A 22,220-nucleotide genomic window follows, 5' to 3' on the forward strand; every position below is an offset into this window, starting at 1 on the left:
GTCGCCCGAGCGCTGCGTGCGACACTCGACCGGCCTGCCGGCCCGCGTCGGCGGCGGGCCGTAACGTGGAACGCATGGCTACGCGCACCAAGTCGAACGGCCGCGCCTCGGGCGCGTCCGGCCGCGGCTCGTCGACGCGGACCGCGCCCACCAAGAAGCTGCCGGCGCAGCGATCGTCGACGCGCACGTCGCGCTCCACGTCGCCGGCTCCCGACCGGCCCGCTCTGATCGTCCGCGGCTGGATGGGCCTCGCGCACCTCACGGGCGGTGCCGCCAGGGCGCTCGGCCCCGAGACCCTGGCCCGCGAGGAGCGCCGCGACGGACTCCCGTTCTTCCTCGTCCTCCTCGCGATCGCCGGGGCGGTCGTGGAGTGGTTCCTCATCAACGATCCCGTGGCACGCACGCTCGACGCCTACACGTTCGGCGGACTGTTCGGCCGCGTGGCGTTCGCGCTCCCGGTGGTCATGTTCATGTTCGCGATGTGGCTGTTCCGCCACCCGAGCTCGGTCCACGACAACACCCGGATCGGTATCGGGCTCGGCATGCTGCTCCTCACGACCTCGGGGCTCTGCCACCTGTTCGGCGGCCAGCCGTCGCCGAGCGCGGGCATGCCGGAGCTCGCGACCGCGGGCGGCATCCTCGGCTGGATGCTCGCGCAGCCGCTCATCTTCCTCATCACCGAGATCGGCGCCGGCATCGTGCTCGGAGTGCTCGGGCTGCTGTCGCTGCTGATCCTCACCAAGACGCCGCCGAACCGCATTCCACAGCGCTTCCGCGAGCTGTACGAGTGGCTGTTCGGCGCGGTCGATCACGGCGACGAAGCTCCCGCCGCCGCCGACGGCGCCGCCGAGAAGCCGAAGCGGCGCTCCCGGAAGGAGCGCGCCGAGCAGGTCGAGCTCGACGGCGTGGACAGCGACGACGATCAGCCGGGCGGCGGCCTGCTGCCCTGGTGGCGGCGCAACTCGTCGAACCGCGAGGAGGACCCGGACTTCGACGCGGGCGGGGCGGAGGGGATCACCGAGGTGTTCGGCGAGGGGTCGGCCGCGGGCAGCTTCGACACGCCGCTCGAGGGCGCACGGCCGGACCCCGACGCGTATGGGGCGGGCGTGATCGACGACCTCGAGCGCGCCGAGTCGGCGCTGCAGCGCTTCACGGGCGAGGTGCCGCATGGCGGCACCGGCCTCCGGGGCGACGACGCCGGCGCCACGCAGGCGCTCGCCGGACTCGAGCCGGCGGTGGCGGCCGGGGTCGTCGCGGTCGACGGCGTCGCCGGCGGCGCCGACCCCGCGGCATCCGAGGCGCCGGTGGCCGCCGCCGAGCCGGATCGGCCATACCATCTGCCGTCGGCCGCGACGCTCGCCGCGGGCGCACCCGCGAAGACCCGATCGGCGGTGAACGACGAGGTCGTCCGGCAGATCACGGGCGTGCTCGAGCAGTTCGGCGTCGACGCGAAGGTGACGGGCTTCTCCCGCGGGCCGACGGTGACGCAGTACGAGATCGAGCTGGGGCCGGGCGTGAAGGTCGAGCGTGTCACCGCGCTCTCGAAGAACCTCGCGTACGCGGTCGCGTCCAACGAGGTCCGGATCCTGTCGCCGATCCCGGGCAAGAGCGCGATCGGCGTCGAGATCCCCAATGCCGACCGCGAGACCGTGACGCTCGGCGACGTCCTGCGCTCGGGCGCGGCCGTCAACGCGAAGCATCCGATGACGATCGGCGTCGGCAAGGACGTCGGCGGGGGCTACGTCGTGGCCAACCTGGCGAAGATGCCCCACCTCCTCGTCGCCGGCTCGACGGGCTCGGGCAAGTCGAGCTTCGTGAACTCGATGATCACGAGCCTCCTCATGCGGGCCAAGCCCTCCGAGGTGCGGATGGTGCTCATCGACCCGAAGCGCGTCGAGCTCGCACCCTACGCCGGCGTGCCGCACCTCATCACGCCCATCATCACGAACCCCAAGAAGGCCGCCGAGGCGCTGCAGTGGGTCGTGAAGGAGATGGACATGCGGTACGACGACCTCGCGTCGTTCGGGTTCCGCCACATCGACGACTTCAACAAGGCCGTCGTGAACGACGAGATCGTGCTCCCGGCCGGCTCGGAGCGCAAGCTCAAGCCGTATCCGTACCTGCTCGTGGTCGTCGACGAACTCGCCGACCTCATGATGGTCGCGCCGCGCGACGTCGAGGACTCGATCGTTCGCATCACCCAGCTCGCGCGCGCGTCGGGCATCCACCTCGTGCTCGCGACGCAGCGGCCGTCGGTCGACGTGGTCACGGGGCTCATCAAGGCCAACGTGCCGTCCCGGCTCGCGTTCGCCGTGACGAGCGTCACCGACTCCCGGGTCATCCTCGACCAGCCGGGCGCCGACAAGCTCATCGGCCAGGGCGACGCGCTGTTCCTGCCGATGGGCGCGTCGAAGCCGATCCGCGTGCAGGGCGCGTGGGTGACCGAGACCGAGATCGATCGCGTCGTCAAGCACGTCACGCGCCAGGCTCGGCCCGAGTACCGCAACGACGTGGCGGCCGCCGTCGAGAAGAAGGAGATCGACTCCGACATCGGCGACGACCTCGAGCTGCTGCTCGCGGCCGCCGAGCTCGTCGTGTCGACGCAGTTCGGGTCCACGTCGATGCTGCAGCGCAAGCTCCGGGTCGGGTTCGCCAAGGCCGGCCGGCTCATGGATCTTCTCGAGTCGCGGGAGATCGTCGGCCCGTCCGAGGGGTCGAAGGCTCGCGACGTGCTCGTGACGCCGGAGCAGTTGCCGGGCGTGCTCGCCAAGCTGCGCGGCGAAGAGCCGGCTGCACCCGCTGCGCCGGCTGCATCCGCTCCGCCCGCGGCGCCCGCAGCCGCACCCCCTTCCGCCGCACCGCCGCCTGCGGCCTCGCCCGACGAGGTCGACGATCGGTACGACGATCCGGTCGGCCGCATCCCCGAGGGCCTCGAGGAGGTCGAGACGGCTCCCGACGAGGACGCATGGGGGCTCACCGGGCGTGACTGACGTCACGGGTCGGAGGGCCCGGGGCGCCCGCGGACCCCGCACTAGGCTGTGCCCATGACCTCACCGGCCGGCCGAACTCGCTCGGCGAACTGGAACCTGCCGAACGCCATCACGGTCGTCCGGATCGTGATGGCCCCGGTGTTCTTCTGGCTGCTGCTCGCCGACGCCGGCGCCGACGGCCCCATGCGCTGGTGGGCCGCCGTCATCTTCGTCGTCGCCATCTCGACCGACTGGGTCGACGGCTGGCTCGCGCGCCGCAACGGACTCGTCACCGACCTCGGCAAGATCCTCGATCCGATCGCCGACAAGCTCCTCACGAGCGGTGCCCTCGTGTGCCTGTCGATCCTCGGCGAGCTGCCGTGGTGGGTCACGATCGTCATCGTCGTGCGTGAGGTCGGCATCACCGTATGGCGCTTCGTCGAACTCGGCCGCGGCACCGTCGTGCCGGCCTCCTCGGGCGGCAAGCTGAAGACCCTCACCCAGGCGATCGCGATCTCGCTGTTCCTCACCCCCCTCTGGACGCTCGTCGGCGACTGGATCATCTGGGTCAACTGGGCATTCATGGTCCTCGCGCTCGTGCTCACCGTGTGGTCCGGGCTGCTCTACGTGCGCGACGCCTTCCGCCTGGCCCGCGAGCACCGCGGCGAGGCACGGTGACGGGCCCCGCGACGTCGGATCCCGAGACGACGGCGACGGAGGCCGAGGCGCTCATCGAGCGCCTCACGGCGTCGGGCCGCACGGTCGCCTGCGCGGAGTCGCTCACGGGCGGACTGCTCGCCGCGACCCTCGTCGACGTGCCCGGCGCGTCGAACGCGTTCCTCGGCGGCATCGTGGCGTACGCGACCGAACTGAAGCGGGCCCTCGTCGACGTCGACGCCCACCTGCTCGAACAGCGCGGGCCCGTCGACCCCGAGGTCGCCGAGCAGCTCGCGGATCACGTGCGAGCGCTGTGCGCGGTCGGCGGCCGCCCGGCCGACCTCGGCATCGGCACCACCGGCGTCGCGGGCCCCGACCCGCAGGACGGGCACCCGCCGGGCACGGTCTTCATCGGCATCGCCTCGGCCCGCGGCATCCGCTCGGTGGCCCTCCGGCTCGCCGGCGACCGGCAGGAGGTTCGACGCGCGACGGTGGCGCGAGCGATCGCCGAAGGGCTCGCCGAACTCGACGCACCGGCCCCCGGAACCGCGGAATAGCGCACGTGAACAGCCTGTTACAGGTGGCAGGTTCACAAGAAAAGTCCAGTGTGCGACGCTAGGCTCGGTACATCGGGAAGAGGCGCTAGACTGACCTCCCCGCACCGGCCCCGCGGGGGCCGCAGGCATCTGAGAGGGAGGTTCCGATGGTTCTGGTTCGACAGGAGATCGGCGACGTGCTGAGGGACTTCCGCCTGCAGAAGGGCCGGACCCTCCGTCAGGTCGCCAGCAAGGCGAGCGTCGCACTCGGCTACCTCAGCGAGGTCGAGCGCGGGCAGAAGGAGGCCTCGAGCGAGATCCTCGCCTCGGTGGCCGAGGCACTCGACACGCCCATCTCCGTGATCATGCACGAGGTCGGCGACCGCATCGCGGTGCTCGAGGGTCTCAGCACCCCGTCGGTGCCCGACAGCCTGCCCGACGACCTGGTCGCGGAGTTCGACGCGGACATGATGGTCCGCTGACCCGCAGGCATCCAAGCTCGACGACGGCCGGTCCTCGGACCGGCCGTCGTCATGTCCGGAGGGTTCCGTGAAGCGAAGCGAGTTCAACCTGGCCGTCGAGCAGGAGTTCGGTGCAGGATACGGCGGCGTCGTCGTCAACGACCTGGTGCTCGCCGAGCTCGGCGGGCGGACCGCGCGCGAGGCGCTGGCCGACGGCGCTGCGCCGCGCGACGTCTGGTCGGCGATCTGCCGGGCGACCGACGTCCCGGAGTCGCGCCGTCACGGCGCGGGCCGCCCGGTGCCGGGAGAGCGACGCTGACGGCTCCGAAGACGCGTTCGACACGCCGCGCGTCGTGTCGAACATCCGTTCGGATGGCGCGCTAGGCTCCTGCACAACGGGAGCGATGTCGCATCCATCCACATCGGCGCTTCCCGAGCGACGGATGTCGGTGGCCGGCCATACGGTCGATGCGTCGGAACACACCGCCAACGCCTTGTCGAGAGACGTGCCGGGTCACGGCCCGGCACGCGGATCGACAGCCTAGAGGCAGCCGCAACGACCACGAAGGAGCACCGATGCCATCCCCTGCAGACCGCGAGAAGGCCCTCGAGACCGCACTCGCCCAGATCGATCGCCAGTTCGGCAAGGGCTCGGTGATGCGCCTCGGCAGCGAGGAGCGCGCGCCCGTCGAGGTCGTCCCCACCGGCTCCATCGCGCTCGACGTCGCGCTCGGCGTCGGAGGCCTCCCGCGCGGCCGCATCATCGAGATCTACGGGCCGGAGTCCTCGGGCAAGACGACGCTGACCCTCCACGCGATCGCCAACGTGCAGCGCGCGGGCGGCATCGCCGCGTTCATCGACGCTGAGCACGCGCTCGACCCCGACTACGCCAAGAAGCTCGGAGTCGACATCGACTCGCTCCTCGTCTCGCAGCCCGACACGGGTGAGCAGGCCCTCGAGATCGCCGATATGCTCGTGCGCTCGGGCTCGATCGACCTCGTCGTGATCGACTCCGTCGCGGCGCTCGTGCCGCGCGCCGAGATCGAGGGCGAGATGGGCGACTCGCACGTCGGCCTCCAGGCCCGCCTCATGTCCCAGGCGCTCCGAAAGCTGACGGGCGGGCTGAACCAGACGAACACCACGATGATCTTCATCAACCAGCTGCGCGAGAAGATCGGCGTGTTCTTCGGCAGCCCCGAGACCACCGCGGGTGGCAAGGCGCTGAAGTTCTACGCCTCCGTCCGACTCGACATCCGTCGCATCGAGACCTTGAAAGACGGCACCGAGGCGGTCGGCAACCGTACGCGCGTCAAGGTCGTCAAGAACAAGATGGCGCCGCCGTTCAAGCAGGCCGAGTTCGACATCCTCTACGGCGTCGGCATCTCCCGCGAGGGCAGCCTCATCGACTACGGCGTCGACCAGGCCATCGTCAAGAAGTCCGGTGCCTGGTACACCTACGACGGCGACCAGCTCGGCCAGGGCAAGGAGAACGCGCGCAACTTCCTCCTGCAGAACCCCGACATCGCGGCCGACATCGAGCGCAAGATCCTCGCGAAGCTCGGCATCGGCCAGCCCTCGGGCGGGGCCGCCCCGGTCGCTCCGGTCGCTCCGGTCGAGTCGATCGCCGCGAAGCGCAAGGGCGCCTGAGTCCGAGACGGGTCGCATGGGCGAGCAGCGGAACGAGGGACTGGCACCGGTCACGTACCTGCCGTGGGCCGTGCCGTCGTCGGAGGGATCCGGCGACGGCGGGTCCGCGTCGCGAGGCGAGCGGGTAGCCGCAGCTGCCGGCGTGAGCGGACGCCACCCCGCGGGCCGTGGCCGCGCGGTGCGGGAGCATCCCGCCGATGACCGGGCGGACACCGGTGAAGCGGAGGGCGGTCGTGGCGTTCGAGGCCGGCTCGCGATCGTCGGCGAGGAGCCGGAAGCCGAGACCGGCGTCGAACGCGATGAACGCATCGACCGGCTGATCGTCTCCCGCCTCCGCCGCTCGTCGTTGTCGGTCGCCGAGGTGCGGGCGACGCTCGCCGAGCACGGCCTCGACGACCACGAGATCGAGGAGTGGGTCGAGCGGTACGAGCGCCTCGGCTACCTCGACGACCGACGCCTCGCCGAGCAGCTCGTCCACAGCCACGGCGTCCGCCGCGGCCGGGGGAGCGGGGCCCTGCTGCACGAGCTCGGGCGCCGCGGCATCGACGGCGAGCTCGCGCGGTCGGCCCTCGAGGCGCTCGACCCCGAGGTCGAGCTCGAGCACGCGACGGCCATCGCCGCGCGCCGCGTGCGGCAGCTCGCCGGACTCGACCGCGCGGTGGCGCACCGCCGACTCACTGCGTTCCTGCTCCGTCGAGGGTACGGCGGCGACGTGGTGCGCGAGGCGGTTCGAGCCGCGCTCGACGACGACGCCGAGTGACGGCTCGTAGACTGGTGCGATCATGAGCACCATCCACGAGGCGGCGCCTCCGGCCGCAGCCGCCGACGGCGTCGCGCCGCGCACCTACGAGGTCCGCACCTACGGGTGCCAGATGAACGTCCACGACTCCGAGCGGCTCAGCGGTTCGCTCGAGGCCGCGGGATACGTCCCTGCCGACGGCGCCGAGCCCGACATCGTCGTGATCAACACCTGCGCCGTGCGCGAGAACGCCGACAACAAGCTCTACGGCAACCTCGGTCACCTCGCCGGCGTGAAGCGCCGCCACGCGGGCATGCAGATCGCCGTCGGCGGCTGCCTCGCCCAGAAGGACAAGAACGTCATCCTCGAGAAGGCGCCCTGGGTCGACGTCGTCTTCGGCACGCACAACATGGGCTCCCTCCCGAGCCTGCTCGAGCGCGCGCGTCACAACGACGAGGCACAGCTCGAGATCCTCGACGCGCTCGAGGTGTTCCCGTCGACGCTGCCCACCAAGCGCGACTCCACCTACTCGGGCTGGGTCTCGATCTCCGTCGGCTGCAACAACACCTGCACGTTCTGCATCGTGCCCGCCCTGCGCGGCAAGGAGAAGGACCGCCGCCCCGGTGAGATCCTCGCCGAGATCCAGGCGCTCGTCGACGACGGCGCGATCGAGGTCACGCTCCTCGGCCAGAACGTCAATTCCTACGGCGTCGAGTTCGGCGACCGTCATGCGTTCGGCAAGCTCCTCCGCGCGGCCGGCGAGATCGACGGCCTCGAGCGCATCCGCTTCACGAGCCCGCACCCCGCCGCCTTCACGGACGACGTCATCGATGCGATGGCCGAGACGCCCAACGTGATGCCGCAGTTGCACATGCCGCTGCAGTCCGGATCCGACCGCATCCTCAGGGCCATGCGCCGGTCCTACCGCTCCGAGAAGTTCCTCGGCATCCTCGACCGGGTCCGCGCGAAGATCCCGAATGCCGCGATCTCGACCGACGTCATCGTCGGCTTCCCCGGCGAGACCGAGGCGGACTTCCGGGAGACCCTCCGCGTCGTCGAGGCAGCCCGATTCGCCTCCGCCTTCACCTTCCAGTACTCCATCCGCCCCGGCACGCCCGCCGCGACCATGGACGACCAGGTGCCGAAGGAGGTCGTGCAGGAACGCTACGAGCGACTCATCGCGCTGCAGGAGCGAATCTCGTGGGAGGAGAACCGGAACCGCGTCGGCACCGCCGTCGAGGTGCTCGTCTCGACCGGCGAGGGCAAGAAGGACGCCGAGACGCACCGCATGAGCGGCCGCGCCGAAGACAGCCGCCTCGTCCACTTCGAGGTTCCCGAAGGGTCCGACCTGCCCCGTCCGGGCGACGTCGTCTCCCTGACCATCACGCAGGCGGCGCCGTTCCACCTGCTCGCCGATTCGGCCGACGGCCGCCCGTTGCGCATCCGCCGCACCCGCGCCGGCGACGCGTGGGATCGTGCGCAGGCCGAGAGCTGCGCGGTACCCGCCACAGCCGGCGCCGCGGCATCCGGCCCCGGCCCGGTGGCGCTCGGCCTGCCGACACTGCGCATCGGATCCGAACCGCTCACCTCGCCCGGCGTCGGCACCATGCCGATCTACGACCCGGCCGACGGCCAGCGCTGACGTGACCCTCGTCGCGATCGTCGGCGCCACCGGCACCGGCAAGTCGCGCTTCGCGCTCGATCTCGCGCACGCGATCGCCGAACGGGGCGGATTCGCCGAGGTCGTCAATGCCGACGCCATGCAGCTCTACCGCGGAATGGACATCGGCACCGCCAAGCTGCGGCCCGGCGAGCAGGAGGGCGTGCCGCACCACCTCCTCGACGTGCTCGACGTCATCGACGAGGCATCCGTCGCCGCCTACCAGCCTGCGGCCCGCGCCGCCGTCGACGACATCGCCGCGCGCGGGGGCGTCGCCCTGCTCACGGGCGGCTCGGGGCTCTACGTCTCCAGCGTGATCCACGACCTGCGCTTCCCCGGCACGGATGCCGCGATCCGGGCCCGACTCGAGCGCGAGCTCGACGAGGTCGGCCCCGGGCTGCTGCACCGCCGCCTGCGCGGACTCGACGCCGCGACCGCGGCATCCGTCGACCCGCAGAACGGACGCCGCATCGTGCGCGCGCTCGAGGTCATCGAGCTGACCGGCGAGCCCAAGGCCGCGCGACTGCCCGACGAGCCCGTGCCGTGGCGCCCGCACCGCATCGTGCACCTGCGCGCCGAGCGGGCGCGCCTCGTCGAACGGCTCGACGCGCGCGTGGAGCGGATGTGGGCCGACGGCCTGCTCGACGAGGTCCGCGCACTGATCCCGAAGGGGCTCGAGCGCGGCGTCACCGCGCGCAAGGCCATCGGCTACGCGCAGGCGCTCGCCGAGATCCACGGGCGCATGACCGAGGCCGACGCGATCGCGGAGACGCAGGCGCTCACGCGCACCTATGCCAGACGGCAGGTCGGGTGGTTCCGGCGGTACGCCGCGGCGTCCGTCGTCGACGCCGACGACCGGGCGGCGGTGGCCGCCGAAGTGACACGCCGGGCCGGGGTCGATTGAGCGCCCGGCCGCGCCCGGTCGGGAGCCGCCGTCCCGCTGCCTAGACTGGTGCGATGGCGTTCGATCTGCGGTTCACCAAGGGACACGGCACGGGCAACGACTTCGTGCTGTTCAGCGACCCCGAGGGCGAGACCGAGCTCACCCCGACGCGCATCGCCGCCGTGTGCGACCGGCACTTCGGCGTCGGAGCCGACGGCCTGATCCGGGCCGTGCGGTCCGACCGGTTGCCCGACGGCGCCGCGGCGCTCGCGGAGGACCCGCAGGCGACGTGGTTCATGGACTACTGGAACGCCGACGGCAGCCCGTCGGAGATGTGCGGCAACGGCATCCGGGTGTTCACCCGCTACCTCATCGACCAGGGACTCGTCGAGCTCGGACCCGACGAGTCGATCGCGATCGGCACGCGCGCCGGCGTACGACGCGTGCACGCGCTCGGCAACGGGGGCTTCGAGGCCGACCTCGGAACATGGCGCCTCGACGGCGGCGAGCCGCTCGTGCGCGCCAAGAACCTGCCCGTCGCGCGGCCCGGCCTCGGGATCGACGTCGGCAACCCGCACGTCGTCGTCGCGCTGGCCGACGACGACGAGCTCGAGGGTCTCGACCTCGCGTACCTGCCGATCCTCGACCCGCAGCCCCAGGCCGGCGCCAACGTCGAGTTCGTCGTGCCCGCCGAACCGCTGGTCGAGGGCGGCCGCGGGCGCATCCGCATGCGCGTGCACGAGCGGGGGTCGGGCGAGACGCTCTCGTGCGGCACCGGTGCGGTCGCGTCGGCGCTGGCGGTGCGCCACTGGGCCGGCCAGGGCGCCCCCGACGACTGGGTCGTGCAGGTGCCGGGCGGGGTCGTGGGCGTGCGCATGTCCGCGCAGGACGACGGCGAGCACGTGCTGCTCTCGGGGCCGGCCGAGCTGGTCTTCGACGGGGTGCTGAGCCTCGCCTGATCGAGCGGTGGCCGCGAGGGCGGCCGAGGGCGGCCGGTCAGCGCCGGCGCGTCACCGCCAGTACGCGGAACCCCTTCGAGGTCGCGGTCCGGACGACCGTCCAGCCATCGCCGAGCTCGTCGCCGAGCCAGCGCTGGAGCGAGTCGGCGCCGAGGTTCTTCTGGACGACCAGCCACGCAGTCGCCCCCTCCTGCAGACGAGGCAGCCATCGGCGCAGCAGCGCATGCAGCTCGGCCTTGCCGATCCGGATCGGCGGATTCGACCAGATCGCGGCGAATCGGAGGTCGGGGGGAACATCGTCGGGCATCGCCGCGTTGACGTTCTCGAGGCCCAACCGCCGCGCATTCCTCCGGACCAGGTCGAGCGCCCGTTCGTTCACGTCCACCGCCCACACCGTGGCATCCGGCGCCTCGAGTCCCAGGGTCAGCGCGATCGGACCCCAGCCCGCCCCGAGGTCGAGCAGGTGGCCGGCGGCGGGCGGATCGGGCACCTCGCCGAGCAGCACGCGAGTGCCGAGGTCGACGTGACCGGGGCTGAACACCCCGCCCGCGGTGAACACCTCGACCTCGCGGCCGGCGAGCCGGACGGGGACGATGCGGAGCGAGCCGTCGTCGGCGGGCTTCGACGAGAAGTAGTGCTCCTGCGGCATACACGGGAACCTATCGCACGAACGGAAGTAGGCTGGACATGATGAACGACGCTGCACACGAGACCTCCGACGACGCCGTCGAGCGCGTGCTGCGCAGCGCCGACACCCGGGCCGGCATCGCGCGCTTCGGCGGCGGCGACGCCACGTCGATCCAGCGCGACGGCCTCGACCGCGGCCCTGCGGGCGACGGCCACGACGGCGAGCAGTACGACCGGGAGGAGCGCGCTGCGCTCCGACGCGTGGGCGGCCTGTCGACCGAGCTCGAGGACGTCACCGAGGTCGAGTACCGGCAGCTGCGCCTCGAGAACGTCGTGCTGATCGGCGTGTATCCACAGGGCTCGCTGGAGGACGCCGAGAACTCGATGCGCGAGCTCGCGGCCCTCGCCGAGACCGCCGGAGCGCGCGTGCTCGACGGCGTGCTGCAGCGCCGACCGCATCCCGACCCCTCGACCTACCTGGGCCGCGGCAAGACCGAGGAGCTGCGGCACATCGTCGCTGCGCTCGGCGCCGACACGGTCGTCGCCGACACCGAGCTCGCACCGAGCCAGCGGCGTGCGCTCGAAGACGCGGTCAAGGTCAAGGTCATCGACCGCACCGCCGTGATCCTCGACATCTTCAGCCAGCACGCCAAGAGCCGCGAGGGCAAGGCGCAGGTCGAACTCGCGCAGCTCGAGTACCTCCTCCCGCGCCTGCGCGGCTGGGGCGAGTCGATGTCCCGCCAGGCCGGTGGACAGGTCGGCGGCGCCGGCGCCGGCATGGGCTCACGCGGTCCCGGTGAGACGAAGATCGAGCTCGATCGACGCCGCATCCACACGCGGATGGCCCGGCTGCGCAAGCAGATCGTCGGCATGAAGCCCGCGCGCGAGGCCAAGCGCGCGAACCGCAAGCGCAATGCGGTCCCGTCGGTCGCGATCGCCGGGTACACCAACGCCGGCAAGTCGAGCCTGCTCAACCGCATCACCGGGGCCGGCGTGCTCGTCGAGAACGCCCTCTTCGCGACGCTCGACGCGACCGTGCGCCGCAACACGACCGCTGACGGCCGCGTCTACACGATCGCCGACACGGTCGGGTTCGTGCGGAACCTGCCGCACCAGCTCGTCGAGGCGTTCCGGTCGACGCTCGAGGAGGTCGCCGACGCCGACCTCATCGTGCACGTCGTCGACGCCGCGCACCCCGACCCCGCGAGCCAGATCGCGACCGTCCGCGACGTCATCGGCGAGGTCGGCGCCCGCGACATCCCCGAGCTCGTCGTCTTCAACAAGGCCGACCTCATCACCGCCGAGGACCGCCTCGTGCTGCAGGGGCTCGAGCCGAACGCCGTCTTCGCCTCCGCGCGCACGGGCGAGGGCGTCGCCGAGGTGCTCGAGGCCATCGGCCGCATGCTGCCCGACCCGGCCATCGAGGTCGACCTCCTGGTGCCGTACGACCGCGGCGACATCGTCTCGACGCTCCACGAGACCGGTCGCGTGCTCTCGACCGAGTACGTCGAGGACGGCACGCGGATCCGCGCGCTGGCCTCGCCCGAGCAGGCCGCGCAGCTCGCCGAGTACCGCGCGAGCGCGCTCGCGTAAGCACCCGCGCGCCCGGTCACGCGTCGTAACAACGGGGCGGATGCCGCCGACCCCGTCGTATCGTCGCTCCTGATCGTGGCGAGCGGCCGGATGCCGCCCGTCTGGAGCGACCGCCGAGCCCGGCACCCGCCCGCGAGACCCACCTGCCGTGACGGCCGGTCGGGCGCGGCGTGCCGTGCACTCGACCTCCCGTCGCGGCATCCGTCACAGGAGCGCCATGACTGGATACGATCCCGATTTCGGGGACTTCCGGCCGACGCCGCCGGTCTCCTTCGAACTGTTCCCGCCGCGCACGGACGCCGCCGCGCTCGCGCTCGGACGCGCGATCGACCGTCTCGCCGAGGTCGATCCGGCATTCATGTCGGTGACGTTCGGCGCCGGCGGTTCCTCGCGAGACCGGTCGCTGACGGTCCTCCGCCACCTGCTCGAGCACACCGACGTCGAGCCCATGGCGCACCTCACGTGCGTCGGCTCCAGTCACGCCGAGGCGAACCGACTGGTGCGCGAGTTCCTCGACGCCGGCGTGACGAGCTTCCTCGCGCTCCGCGGCGATCCGCCCGCAGGCGCCGACCCGGACGCCGGGATCGGCGACCTCGAGAGCGCCGCCGAGCTCGTGCAGCTCATCCACCGGGTGCAGGAGGAGCGCGAGCCGTTCGGGCAGGCGGGCGTCCCCGGCGTCCCGGGCGGATCGCGGATCCTCGAGCGCCCGCGGCCCGAACTGGTCGCCGTGGCCGCCTATCCGAACGGTCATCCTCGCTCCCGCGGGCTGGACCACGACGTCGACGTGCTGCTCGCGAAGGAGGTCGCGGGCTCGAACCTCGCGATCACCCAGCTCTTCTGGCGAGCGGACGACTACCTCGGGTTCGTCGAGCGGGCTCGTGCCGGCGGCGTGACCATGCCGATCCTGCCCGGCGTCATGCCCGTGACGTCGCCGACGCGGCTCGCCCGACTGCAGGAGCTCACCGGTGTGCCCGCCCCGGAGGAGCTTTCGGTCGCCCTCGCGATCGAGCCCGACGCCGACGCGCAGTTCGAGCTCGGCGTCGACTTCGCGGCCCGGCTCGCCGACGAGGTGGTCGCCGGCGGCGCACCGGGCCTCCACCTGTACACCTTCAACCGCCATGAGGCCGTGCTCGCCGTCCTGGACCGGCTCGGCCTCCTCACCCCCGCCCCCGCGGGAATCGAGAGGAACACGAGAACATCATGAACGCACCCGCATTCCCGACCGGAACCATCCTCGGCTATCCCCGCATCGGCCGCCGCCGCGAGCTCAAGCACGCGGTCGAGGCCTTCTGGGCCGGCCGCATCGACGCGTCCGAGCTCGAGGCGCGCGCCGCCGGACTCCGCGCGGCGACGCGCGACCGGCTCGCCTCGCTCGGCCTCGGCCGCGACGACTCATCGATCCCGGAGTCATTCTCGTTCTACGACCAGGTGCTCGACACCGCGATCGCGGTGGGCGCGGTGCCCGACCGGTTCCGGCGCCTCGCGAACGAACGCGGAACGATCGACCTCGCGGGCTACTTCACCATCGCCCGAGGCGAGGGAGACGACGCCCCGCTCGAGATGACGAAGTGGTTCGACACGAACTACCACTACCTCGTCCCGGAGATCGGACCGGACACCGCGTTCGCGCTGCACGCCGAGCGCATCGTCGCCGGGTTCGCCGAGGCGAAGGCGGCCGGCTTCCTCACCCGTCCGGTCCTCGTCGGACCGGTCACGTTCCTGCTGCTCGCCAAGGCCGCCGACGGGGCGCCCGAGGGCTTCCGCCCGCTCGACCGCCTCGTCGACCTCGTGCCCGTGTACGCCGAGTTGCTCGCCGAGCTCTGCAGGGCCGGCGTCGAGTGGGTGCAGCTCGATGAGCCCGGGCTCGTGAGCGAGAGCATCGACGAGCCGCGCGGCCGCGTCATCGAGGCGCTCGGCGCCGCCTACGACGCGCTCGGCACGGCCGCCCGCCGCCCGCTGCTGTTCGTCGCGGCCCCGTACGCCGGCCTCGGCGACGCCCTTCCCGCCCTGGCGGCTGCGCCGGTCGAGGCCATCGGGCTCGATCTGGTGCGTGGCCGGGTGCCAGAGCAGCTCGATCCCGCGACGGCGGCGGGACTCGCCGCGAAGACCCTCGTCGCCGGCGTGATCGACGGACGCAACGTCTGGCGCGGCGACCTGGACCGCGCCTTCGACCGCGTCGAGGCGCTGCGCACCCTCTCCGGGAGCGTCTCGGTGTCCACGTCGACTTCGCTCCTGCACGTGCCGCACGACGTGGCCGATGAGACCGCGCTCGACGCGGGGCTCGCCGGCTGGCTCGCGTTCGCCGACCAGAAGGTCGCCCAGGTCGCGACCCTGGAACGCGGCCTCGTCGCCGGACGAGCGGCGATCCAGGCTGAGCTCGACGCGGCATCCGCTGCGCTGGCCGAGCGGGCCGCGGCGCCCGGCGTCCGCGTTCCGGCGGTTCGCGATCGCCTCGCCGCGCTCGACGACGCCGCGTTCTCGCGCGCGGCGAGCGACGCACGCGCCGCCGCACAGGAGGACCTGGATCTGCCCGCACTGCCGACCACGACGATCGGCTCGTTCCCGCAGACGACCGAGATCCGCCGTGCACGCGCCCGGCTGGTGAGGGGCGAGCTGACGGATGCCGCCTACCGCGAGCTCATGCGCGAGGAGATCGCCCGCGTCATCTCGCTCCAGGAGGACCTCGGCCTCGACGTGCTCGTGCACGGCGAGCCCGAGCGCAACGACATGGTCCAGTACTTCGCCGAGTTGCTCGAGGGCTTCGCGGTCACGGAGCACGGCTGGGTGCAGTCGTACGGCTCGCGCTGCACGCGCCCGTCGATCCTCTGGGGCGACGTGGCGCGGCCCGCGCCCATGACGGTCGAGTGGTCGCAGTACGCCCAGTCGCTGTCGGACAGGCCCGTGAAGGGCATGCTGACCGGCCCGGTGACCATCCTCGCGTGGTCGTTCGTGCGCGACGACCAGCCGCTCGGCGACACCGCGCGCCAGGTCGCGCTCGCGCTCCGCGACGAGATCGCCGACCTCGAGCGCGCGGGCATCCGCATCATCCAGGTCGACGAGCCGGCTCTGCGCGAGCTGCTTCCGCTGAAGCGCGCGGACCAGCACGCCTACCTGGAGTGGTCGGTCGGGTCGTTCCGTCTCGCGACGGGCGGCGCGGCGCCGGCCACGCAGGTGCACACGCATCTCTGCTATTCGGAGTTCGGGGTCGTGATCGACGCGATCCGGGAGCTCGACGCCGACGTGACGTCGATCGAGGCGGCGCGCAGCCGCATGGAGGTGGTCGACGACCTCGCCGCGAGCGGCTTCGACCACGGCGTCGGCCCGGGTGTCTACGACATCCACTCGCCCAGGGTGCCGGGCGTCGACGAGGTGCGGTCGCTCCTCGAGCGCGCGGTCGGCGGCGTGCCGGCCGGCCGGCTCTGGGTCAACCCCGACTGCGGCCTGAAGACGCGCGGATACGACGAGACGGTCGCGTCGCTGGCGAACATCGTCGAGGCCGCGCGCGCCGTGCGCGAGCGCGTCGCGGTCGGCGCGAACGCGGGCTGACGGCAGGCGAGGGCGGATGCCGCGGCAGTGGGCCGTGGCATCCGCCGCCGGTCGTTCGCGGTGGCGTCGCGGCGCGGCGTCAGACGGCGCGGAGGACCGCCACGACCTTGCCGAGCACCTCGGACTCGTCGCCGAGGATCGGCTCGAAGGCCGTGTTGCGGGGGAGCAGCCAGGTGTGGCCGTCGCGCTGGCGGAAGACCTTGACGGTCGCCTCGCCGTCGAGCATCGCCGCGACGATCTCGCCGTTCTCGGCGGTGGGCTGCGAGCGCACCACGACCCAGTCGCCGTCGCAGATCGCGGCGTCGATCATCGAGTCGCCGACGACCTTGAGAATGAACAGCTCGCCCTTGCCGACCAGCTGGCGGGGGAGCGGGAAGACCTCCTCCACCTGCTGCTCGGCCGTGATGGGCACACCGGCGGCGATGCGCCCGACGAGGGGCACCATGGTCGCGTCGCCGATCGGTGCGGGCTCGGCGGTCGACTGCCGTGGCTCGGAGCCGGGGACGTCGATGAGCACCTCCAGTGCGCGGGGACGGTTCGGGTCGCGACGGAGGTAGCCGGCGAGCTCGAGCTGGTTGAGCTGGTGGGTGACGCTGGAGAGCGACGAGAGGCCGACAGCGTCGCCGATCTCGCGCATGCTCGGGGGATACCCGCGCTCGGCGACCGAGCCGCGGATGACGTCGAGGATCGCGAGCTGCTTGGCGCTCAGCGTCTTGCGCCGACGCGACCGGCCGCTCGTGCCGCGCGCCCGGTCGGTGTCGATACTCACGTGCTGGCCTCTCGTCGGGGCCGCCATGGCCCGGATGTCGGTGGTCGGTGTTCGACTGTCGTCGGACATTCGAAACTGTATCCGCCCAGCGCGCTCGCGACAAACATCTGTTCGAGTGTGTCGCGGAATCCGGGGCCGAAACCCACCCGCGGGCTCCTTGCAGGTTCGATTGTTCGAAGATATATTCGGAACACAGCTTCGCATCCGGCCTTCCCGGCCGAGGGTCGGGTGCGAAGCCATCCCGAGGAGGTGCGGAGTGAGTGCAGTGCTGATGGGGTCGACCGGTGGTCGGCCGATGCCCGAGTTCGCCCGGCCCGTCGTGCGCTCGCGGCTGCGACTGACGCGCCGCGGCCGGATCGTGCTGACCGCCCTCGCCGCCCTGCCGCTCGTCGTCGGAGTCCTGGTCGGGTCGCTCTCGTCCGGCGGCGCCGTCGCCGGCATCGACGGCGGCGCTACGCCCGCGACGTTCGAGACCGTCGTCGTCGGAACGGGCGACTCCCTCTGGGTGATCGCCGAACAGATCGCGCCATCCGAAGACCCGCGCGACGTGATCCTCGAGATCATGCGCCTGAACGGCCTCGCCGACGCGGTCGTGCAGCCCGGTCAGCGCCTCGCGCTCCCCGTCGTCGACTGACGGCCGCGGCGAGCACGTCATCGACCGCCGCACACCGAGGGAGCTGCAGCCGCGCGCGGATAGCATTGATCGGTGACGAGTCTCGACGACCTGCCCATCCGCGACGACCTGCGCGGCAAATCCCCGTACGGTGCACCGCAGAAGACCGTGCCCGTCGCCCTCAACGTCAACGAGAACACGCATCCCGTCCCGGAGGACGTGGCGCACGACATCGTCGCGCGCGTCGCAGGCGCGATCATCGGCCTCAATCGCTACCCGGACCGTGAGTTCAGCGACCTGCGGCTGGCGCTCGCACGATACCTGGGGCACGGACTCCGGCCCGAGCAGCTGTGGGCCGCCAACGGCTCCAACGAGGTGCTGCAGCACATCCTCCAGGCATTCGGCGGTCCAGGGCGCACCGCGCTCGGCTTCGCGCCGACGTACTCCATGTACGGGCTGCTCGCCTCGGGCACCGGCACCGGCTGGATCACCGCCGACCGCGACGCCGACTACGAGCTCTCGCCCGAGACGGCGGTCGCCGCGATCGAACGGCACGACCCGGAGATCGTGATGCTCTGCTCGCCGAACAACCCGACCGGCACGCCGCTGTCCATCGAGACGATCGCCGCGGTCGCCGACGCCGCGCGCGGCGTCGTCGTGGTCGACGAGGCGTACCAGGAGTTCGCCGAGCCTGGCGCGCCGAGCGCGCTCACCCTGCTCGAGGGCCGGCCGCGCCTGCTGGTCTCGCGCACGATGAGCAAGGCATTCGCGTTCGCCGGTGCGCGCGTCGGCTACCTCGCCGCAGACCCCGCCGTGGTCGACGCGCTCCGGCTCGTCCGGCTGCCGTACCACCTCTCGGCGCTCACGCAGGCGGCGGCGCTCGGCGCGCTCGCGCACTCCGGCGAGATGCTGGCGATGGTCGACGAGATCCGCGGGCAACGCGAGCGCATCGGCCGCGAGCTCGGCGCGCTCGGCTATCGTCCCTATCGCAGCGCCGCGAACTTCGTGCTCTTCGGCGGCGTCGCCGATCCGCACGCCGTGTTCGAGGCGCTGCTCGAGCGCGGCATCCTCATCCGCGAGATCGGCCTGCCCGGGTGCCTTCGCGTCACCGCCGGCACCGAGGCCGAGACCACCGCCTTCCTCGAGGCGATGGCGGCGTTGACGCCGCCCGGCTCCGCCACGACCTGACCCACCACCCGGCAACCCACGGACCCGCTGAATAGGATGACCGCATGACCACCGACCGCCCCACTCGCACCGCGCGCGTGCAGCGCGAGACCAGCGAGTCGAGCATCGATCTCTCCATCGACCTCGACGGCACCGGCACGAGCGACATCGAGACGAGCGTGCCGTTCTACGACCACCTCCTCACGGCGTTCGCGAAGCACTCGCTGACCGACCTCACCGTGCGCGCGAAGGGCGACATCGAGATCGACGTGCACCACACCGTGGAGGACGTCGGCATCGTGCTCGGCACGGCGATCCGGCAGGCGCTGGGCGACAAGCGGGGCATCTCGCGGTACGGCGACGCGCTCGTGCCGCTCGACGAGGCGCTCGCGCAGGCCGTGGTCGACATCTCGGGCCGGCCCTACCTCGTGCACGCCGGTGAGCCCGCGGGGTTCGAGTTCCACCTCATCGGCGGCCACTTCACCGGCTCGATGGTGCGGCACGTCTTCGAGGCGATCACCTTCAACGCCGGGCTGACGGTCCACGTCACCGTGCTGGGCGGCCGCGACCCGCACCACATCGCCGAGGCCGAGTTCAAGGCGTTCGCGCGCGCGTTCCGCCAGGCGAAGGCGTACGATCCGCTCGTGACCGGCATCCCGTCGACGAAGGGCGCGCTGTGACCCCCACGCCTCGCGTGGCGGTGCTCGACTACGGCTCGGGCAACGTGCACTCGGCGGCCAAGGCGCTCGAGCGTGCCGGAGCCGACGTCGAGCTCACTGCCGACCGCCGCACCGTCATGGAGGCGGACGGGCTCGTCGTCCCCGGCGTCGGCGCCTTCGCCGCCGTCATGGACGGGCTCCGGGCCGTCCGCGGCGACGAGCTCATCGACCGGCGGCTCGCGGGCGGCCGGCCGGTGCTCGGCATCTGCGTGGGCATGCAGGTCATGTTCGAGCACGGCGTCGAGCGGGGCGTCGACACCGAGGGGCTCGGCGAATGGCCCGGAACCGTACGCGAGCTCCCGTCGGACGTCCTGCCGCACATGGGCTGGAACACCGTCGAACCCGATGAGGGCTCGGTGCTCTTCGCCGGAATCGAGCACGAGCGGTTCTACTTCGTGCACTCCTACGCGGCACAGGAATGGCATCTCGACGTCATCCCGCCGTTCCCGCAGCCGAAGCTGACCTGGGCCCGGCACGGCGGGCGATTCCTCGCCGCCGTCGAGAACGGCCCGCTGTCGGCGACGCAGTTCCATCCCGAGAAGTCGTCGGATGCCGGCATCCGACTGCTCGCCAACTGGATCGGCTCGCTCGCCTGAGGCGGGCGGACGAACCGGTTCGCCATGACCGGCCCGCAGCGGACTAGGATGCTGTGACTGTGCCGAAGTCGCGAATCTCGCGGCATCCGATTCGAGGACAGTGATGAGTGAGTTCAGCAAGAGCCCCCGCCTGGTACTGCTTCCGGCAGTCGACGTGGCGGGCGGCAAGGCGGTGCGCCTGACGCAGGGCGAGGCGGGCACCGAGACCAGCTACGGCGACCCCGTGGACGCCGCGGCGGACTGGGCCGACCAAGGCGCCGAGTGGATCCACCTCGTCGACCTCGACGCCGCCTTCGGCCGCGGGTCGAACGCGGGCGTGCTGAAGAAGGTGATCCGGCAGGTGCGCGGCGTGAACGTCGAGCTCTCCGGCGGCATCCGCGACGACAAGTCGCTCGAGCACGCGCTCGAGATCGGCGCCAAGCGCATCAACCTCGGCACGGCCGCGCTCGAGAACCCCGAGTGGGCGGCGTCCGTCATCGCGCAGTACGGCGAGGCCATCGCCATCGGGCTCGACGTGCGCGGCCACACGCTCGCCGCGCGCGGCTGGACCAAGGACGGCGGCGACCTCTGGCAGGTCATGGATCGCCTCGAGGCCGCCGGCGCCGCACGGTACGTCGTCACGGACGTGACGAAGGACGGCACCCTGCAGGGCCCGAACCTCGAGCTCCTGCGCCAGATCATGGAGCGCACGCGGCGACCCGTCATCGCGTCGGGCGGCGTCTCGAGCCTCGACGACATCGCCGCCCTCCGCCAGCTCGTACCCCAGGGGCTCGAGGGCGCGATCATCGGCAAGGCCCTCTATGCGGGCGCGTTCACGCTGCCCGAGGCGCTGGATGTCGCATCCCACTGACCCGGCTGCGGACTCGGCCGGTCGGCCCTGGGCAGGCCGTTCGTTCCAGTCGAACCCGCATGCGGGCGACGACGGACGGATGGCGCCCGAACTCGCCGCCGCACTCGCACGCTTCCGCGCGGGCGACGGGGGGCAGGCCGACGTGGTCGCCGCGTTCGGCGCGTCGCGGCTGCTGATCCCGCTCCTCGCCGAACTCGGCGACGGCGGGACCGAGGTCGGCGCGCACGGCCACGCCGTCGACAAGAGCCAGGAGCTCTCGATCGTCACGGTCGAAGGACCCGACGGTCGCCGCGTCCTGCCCGTGTTCGGCTCGGTCGAGGCCATGTCGCGCTGGAACCCGGTCGCGCGTCCCGTGCCGGCTGACGGGGTGCGCGTCGCACTCGCGGCGGCCGACGACGGCACCGAGCTCGTGGTGCTCGACCCGGCGAGCCCGACCGAGTTCGTGCTGCGCAGGCCCGCCGTGTGGTCGGTCGCGCAGCAGCAGCACTGGCGACCGCCGTTCGAGTCCGACGCGGTGCGCGGCGCGTTCGAGCGCTCGATCGCGGGCGAGCTCGCCGTCGTGGGCGTCGAACTCGAGGCCGGCGATCCGGATGCCAGGCTGCGCGGCCCGGAGCTCGTCGTGCGACTGCGCCTGGTCGCCGGACTCACCCGGACCGAGCTCGACGCCGTCACGACGCGGCTCGCCCGGCGGTGGTCGGAGGACGACGCGATCGCGACGGGCGTCGACTCGCTCACGGTCCGCCTGGTCGCCGACGTGGCGGAACCGCCCTCGCCGGGGCGCCTGCCGTAGGCTGACCGCATGACCGACGCCTCCGGGGGGAACCAGCGTCCGCCGCACCACGACGATGTGCTCGACGACGTCGAGACGGATGCCGCACCCGCGCAGCATCCCGCGGAGTCGCCGTCGGCCCGCGCGAGCGCGACGGGATCCGACCGGGACGACGGCGACGGCGACGACCTCGCCCCGCCTCCCGAACGGCCCACCCTCTCGGACGACCGGCGCCCGCCCGTGCTCAAGATCGTCCCGCCGCCGCGCTCGATCAGGACCGCTCGGGTGCTGTGGCTGCTCAGCTTCACCGCCGTCGCCGTGGCCATGCTGATCGCGTTCCTGTCGCACGAGTCGATCGCGGCGAAACTCGAGGAGACGCTGCTGCGGCTCTCGCCGGGCTACGACGAGGCCTCGATCTCGTCACTCGTCGACATCATCTACTGGACCTGCATCGCCAGCC

Annotated in this window: 21 protein-coding genes; 19 read left to right on the forward strand and 2 right to left on the reverse strand. The window is 72.1% G+C overall.

Annotated elements, in window-relative coordinates:
- The first annotated feature begins 74 nt into the window (after nt 1-74).
- The 10 genes from ACULK4_RS07600 to dapF all read left to right on the forward strand — a co-directional run bounded on the left by ACULK4_RS07600 (nt 75) and on the right by dapF (nt 10,511).
- The gene (locus ACULK4_RS07600; RefSeq protein ID WP_445965523.1) at nt 75-2,990 is read left to right on the forward strand and encodes an FtsK/SpoIIIE family DNA translocase; all 2,916 of its coding nucleotides are present in this window, start codon (nt 75-77) and stop codon (nt 2,988-2,990) included.
- 54 nt (nt 2,991-3,044) lie between these two features.
- Nucleotides 3,045-3,647 carry a CDP-diacylglycerol--glycerol-3-phosphate 3-phosphatidyltransferase gene (gene pgsA / locus ACULK4_RS07605; RefSeq protein ID WP_445965524.1) on the forward strand — a complete coding sequence of 201 codons (603 nt, stop codon included), beginning with the start codon at nt 3,045-3,047 and terminating at the stop codon, nt 3,645-3,647.
- A complete protein-coding gene (locus tag ACULK4_RS07610) occupies nt 3,644-4,183 on the forward strand; it encodes a CinA family protein (RefSeq protein WP_445965525.1) in 540 nt (179 codons plus the stop codon). Before pgsA ends, ACULK4_RS07610 begins: the two co-directional genes overlap by 4 nt.
- 146 nt (nt 4,184-4,329) lie before the next feature.
- The gene (locus tag ACULK4_RS07615; protein ID WP_067949248.1) at nt 4,330-4,644 is read left to right on the forward strand and encodes a helix-turn-helix domain-containing protein; all 315 of its coding nucleotides are present in this window, start codon (nt 4,330-4,332) and stop codon (nt 4,642-4,644) included.
- A gap of 67 nt (nt 4,645-4,711) precedes the next feature.
- The gene (locus tag ACULK4_RS07620) at nt 4,712-4,942 is read left to right on the forward strand and encodes a DUF3046 domain-containing protein (protein WP_445965526.1); all 231 of its coding nucleotides are present in this window, start codon (nt 4,712-4,714) and stop codon (nt 4,940-4,942) included.
- Nucleotides 4,943-5,199: 257 nt separating this feature from the next.
- Nucleotides 5,200-6,270, forward strand: a complete 1,071-nt coding sequence (gene recA / locus ACULK4_RS07625) for a recombinase RecA (protein ID WP_445965527.1) — start codon at nt 5,200-5,202, stop codon at nt 6,268-6,270.
- Between the two features lie 16 nt (nt 6,271-6,286).
- The gene (locus ACULK4_RS07630; protein ID WP_445965528.1) at nt 6,287-7,030 is read left to right on the forward strand and encodes a regulatory protein RecX; all 744 of its coding nucleotides are present in this window, start codon (nt 6,287-6,289) and stop codon (nt 7,028-7,030) included.
- 22 nt (nt 7,031-7,052) lie between these two features.
- The gene (gene miaB / locus ACULK4_RS07635) at nt 7,053-8,651 is read left to right on the forward strand and encodes a tRNA (N6-isopentenyl adenosine(37)-C2)-methylthiotransferase MiaB (RefSeq protein ID WP_445965529.1); all 1,599 of its coding nucleotides are present in this window, start codon (nt 7,053-7,055) and stop codon (nt 8,649-8,651) included.
- A gap of 1 nt (nt 8,652) precedes the next feature.
- Complete coding sequence (gene miaA / locus ACULK4_RS07640; protein ID WP_445965530.1) at nt 8,653-9,573, forward strand: tRNA (adenosine(37)-N6)-dimethylallyltransferase MiaA; 921 nt, start codon at nt 8,653-8,655, stop codon at nt 9,571-9,573.
- 53 nt (nt 9,574-9,626) lie between these two features.
- Nucleotides 9,627-10,511: a diaminopimelate epimerase gene (gene dapF / locus ACULK4_RS07645; protein WP_445965531.1), complete on the forward strand. Its 885-nt coding sequence runs from the start codon at nt 9,627-9,629 to the stop codon at nt 10,509-10,511.
- 37 nt (nt 10,512-10,548) lie between these two features.
- Here dapF and ACULK4_RS07650 read toward each other — a convergent pair whose 3' ends face one another.
- Nucleotides 10,549-11,160, reverse strand: a complete 612-nt coding sequence (locus tag ACULK4_RS07650; RefSeq protein ID WP_445965532.1) for a class I SAM-dependent methyltransferase — start codon at nt 11,158-11,160, stop codon at nt 10,549-10,551.
- Nucleotides 11,161-11,201: 41 nt separating this feature from the next.
- On the opposite strand from ACULK4_RS07650, the gene hflX reads away from it, so the two are divergent.
- From hflX to metE, 3 genes are all read left to right on the forward strand, one after another.
- Nucleotides 11,202-12,731 (forward strand): GTPase HflX, encoded by a 1,530-nt coding sequence (hflX, locus tag ACULK4_RS07655; protein WP_445965533.1) that lies wholly within the window; start codon nt 11,202-11,204, stop codon nt 12,729-12,731.
- Nucleotides 12,732-12,948: 217 nt separating this feature from the next.
- Entirely contained in the window at nt 12,949-13,935 is a 987-nt protein-coding gene (locus ACULK4_RS07660; protein ID WP_445965534.1) for a methylenetetrahydrofolate reductase, read from the forward strand.
- Complete coding sequence (metE, locus tag ACULK4_RS07665; protein WP_445965535.1) at nt 13,932-16,277, forward strand: 5-methyltetrahydropteroyltriglutamate--homocysteine S-methyltransferase; 2,346 nt, start codon at nt 13,932-13,934, stop codon at nt 16,275-16,277. The genes ACULK4_RS07660 and metE overlap by 4 nt, the downstream gene beginning before the upstream one ends.
- A 79-nt stretch (nt 16,278-16,356) precedes the next feature.
- On the opposite strand, the gene lexA is transcribed toward metE, so the two are convergent.
- The gene (gene lexA / locus ACULK4_RS07670) at nt 16,357-17,073 is read right to left on the reverse strand and encodes a transcriptional repressor LexA (RefSeq protein ID WP_445965584.1); all 717 of its coding nucleotides are present in this window, start codon (nt 17,071-17,073) and stop codon (nt 16,357-16,359) included.
- Between the two features lie 229 nt (nt 17,074-17,302).
- Here lexA and ACULK4_RS07675 point away from each other — a divergent pair, with 229 nt between their 5' ends.
- The 6 genes from ACULK4_RS07675 (at nt 17,303) to ACULK4_RS07700 (ending at nt 21,781) form a co-directional block, all read left to right on the forward strand.
- Nucleotides 17,303-17,680 carry a LysM peptidoglycan-binding domain-containing protein gene (locus ACULK4_RS07675; protein WP_445965536.1) on the forward strand — a complete coding sequence of 126 codons (378 nt, stop codon included), beginning with the start codon at nt 17,303-17,305 and terminating at the stop codon, nt 17,678-17,680.
- Between the two features lie 72 nt (nt 17,681-17,752).
- Nucleotides 17,753-18,847 carry a histidinol-phosphate transaminase gene (locus ACULK4_RS07680; protein WP_445965537.1) on the forward strand — a complete coding sequence of 365 codons (1,095 nt, stop codon included), beginning with the start codon at nt 17,753-17,755 and terminating at the stop codon, nt 18,845-18,847.
- A 44-nt stretch (nt 18,848-18,891) separates the two neighbouring features.
- Nucleotides 18,892-19,506 (forward strand): imidazoleglycerol-phosphate dehydratase HisB, encoded by a 615-nt coding sequence (hisB, locus tag ACULK4_RS07685; protein ID WP_445965538.1) that lies wholly within the window; start codon nt 18,892-18,894, stop codon nt 19,504-19,506.
- Entirely contained in the window at nt 19,503-20,141 is a 639-nt protein-coding gene (gene hisH, locus ACULK4_RS07690) for an imidazole glycerol phosphate synthase subunit HisH (RefSeq protein WP_445965539.1), read from the forward strand. Before hisB ends, hisH begins: the two co-directional genes overlap by 4 nt.
- A 103-nt stretch (nt 20,142-20,244) precedes the next feature.
- Nucleotides 20,245-20,991 (forward strand): bifunctional 1-(5-phosphoribosyl)-5-((5-phosphoribosylamino)methylideneamino)imidazole-4-carboxamide isomerase/phosphoribosylanthranilate isomerase PriA, encoded by a 747-nt coding sequence (gene priA, locus ACULK4_RS07695; RefSeq protein WP_445965540.1) that lies wholly within the window; start codon nt 20,245-20,247, stop codon nt 20,989-20,991.
- The gene (locus tag ACULK4_RS07700; protein ID WP_445965541.1) at nt 20,975-21,781 is read left to right on the forward strand and encodes an SseB family protein; all 807 of its coding nucleotides are present in this window, start codon (nt 20,975-20,977) and stop codon (nt 21,779-21,781) included. The genes priA and ACULK4_RS07700 overlap by 17 nt, the downstream gene beginning before the upstream one ends.
- Nucleotides 21,782-22,220: the final 439 nt, after the last annotated feature.

Source organism: Agromyces selenitireducens, from assembly GCF_052748465.2.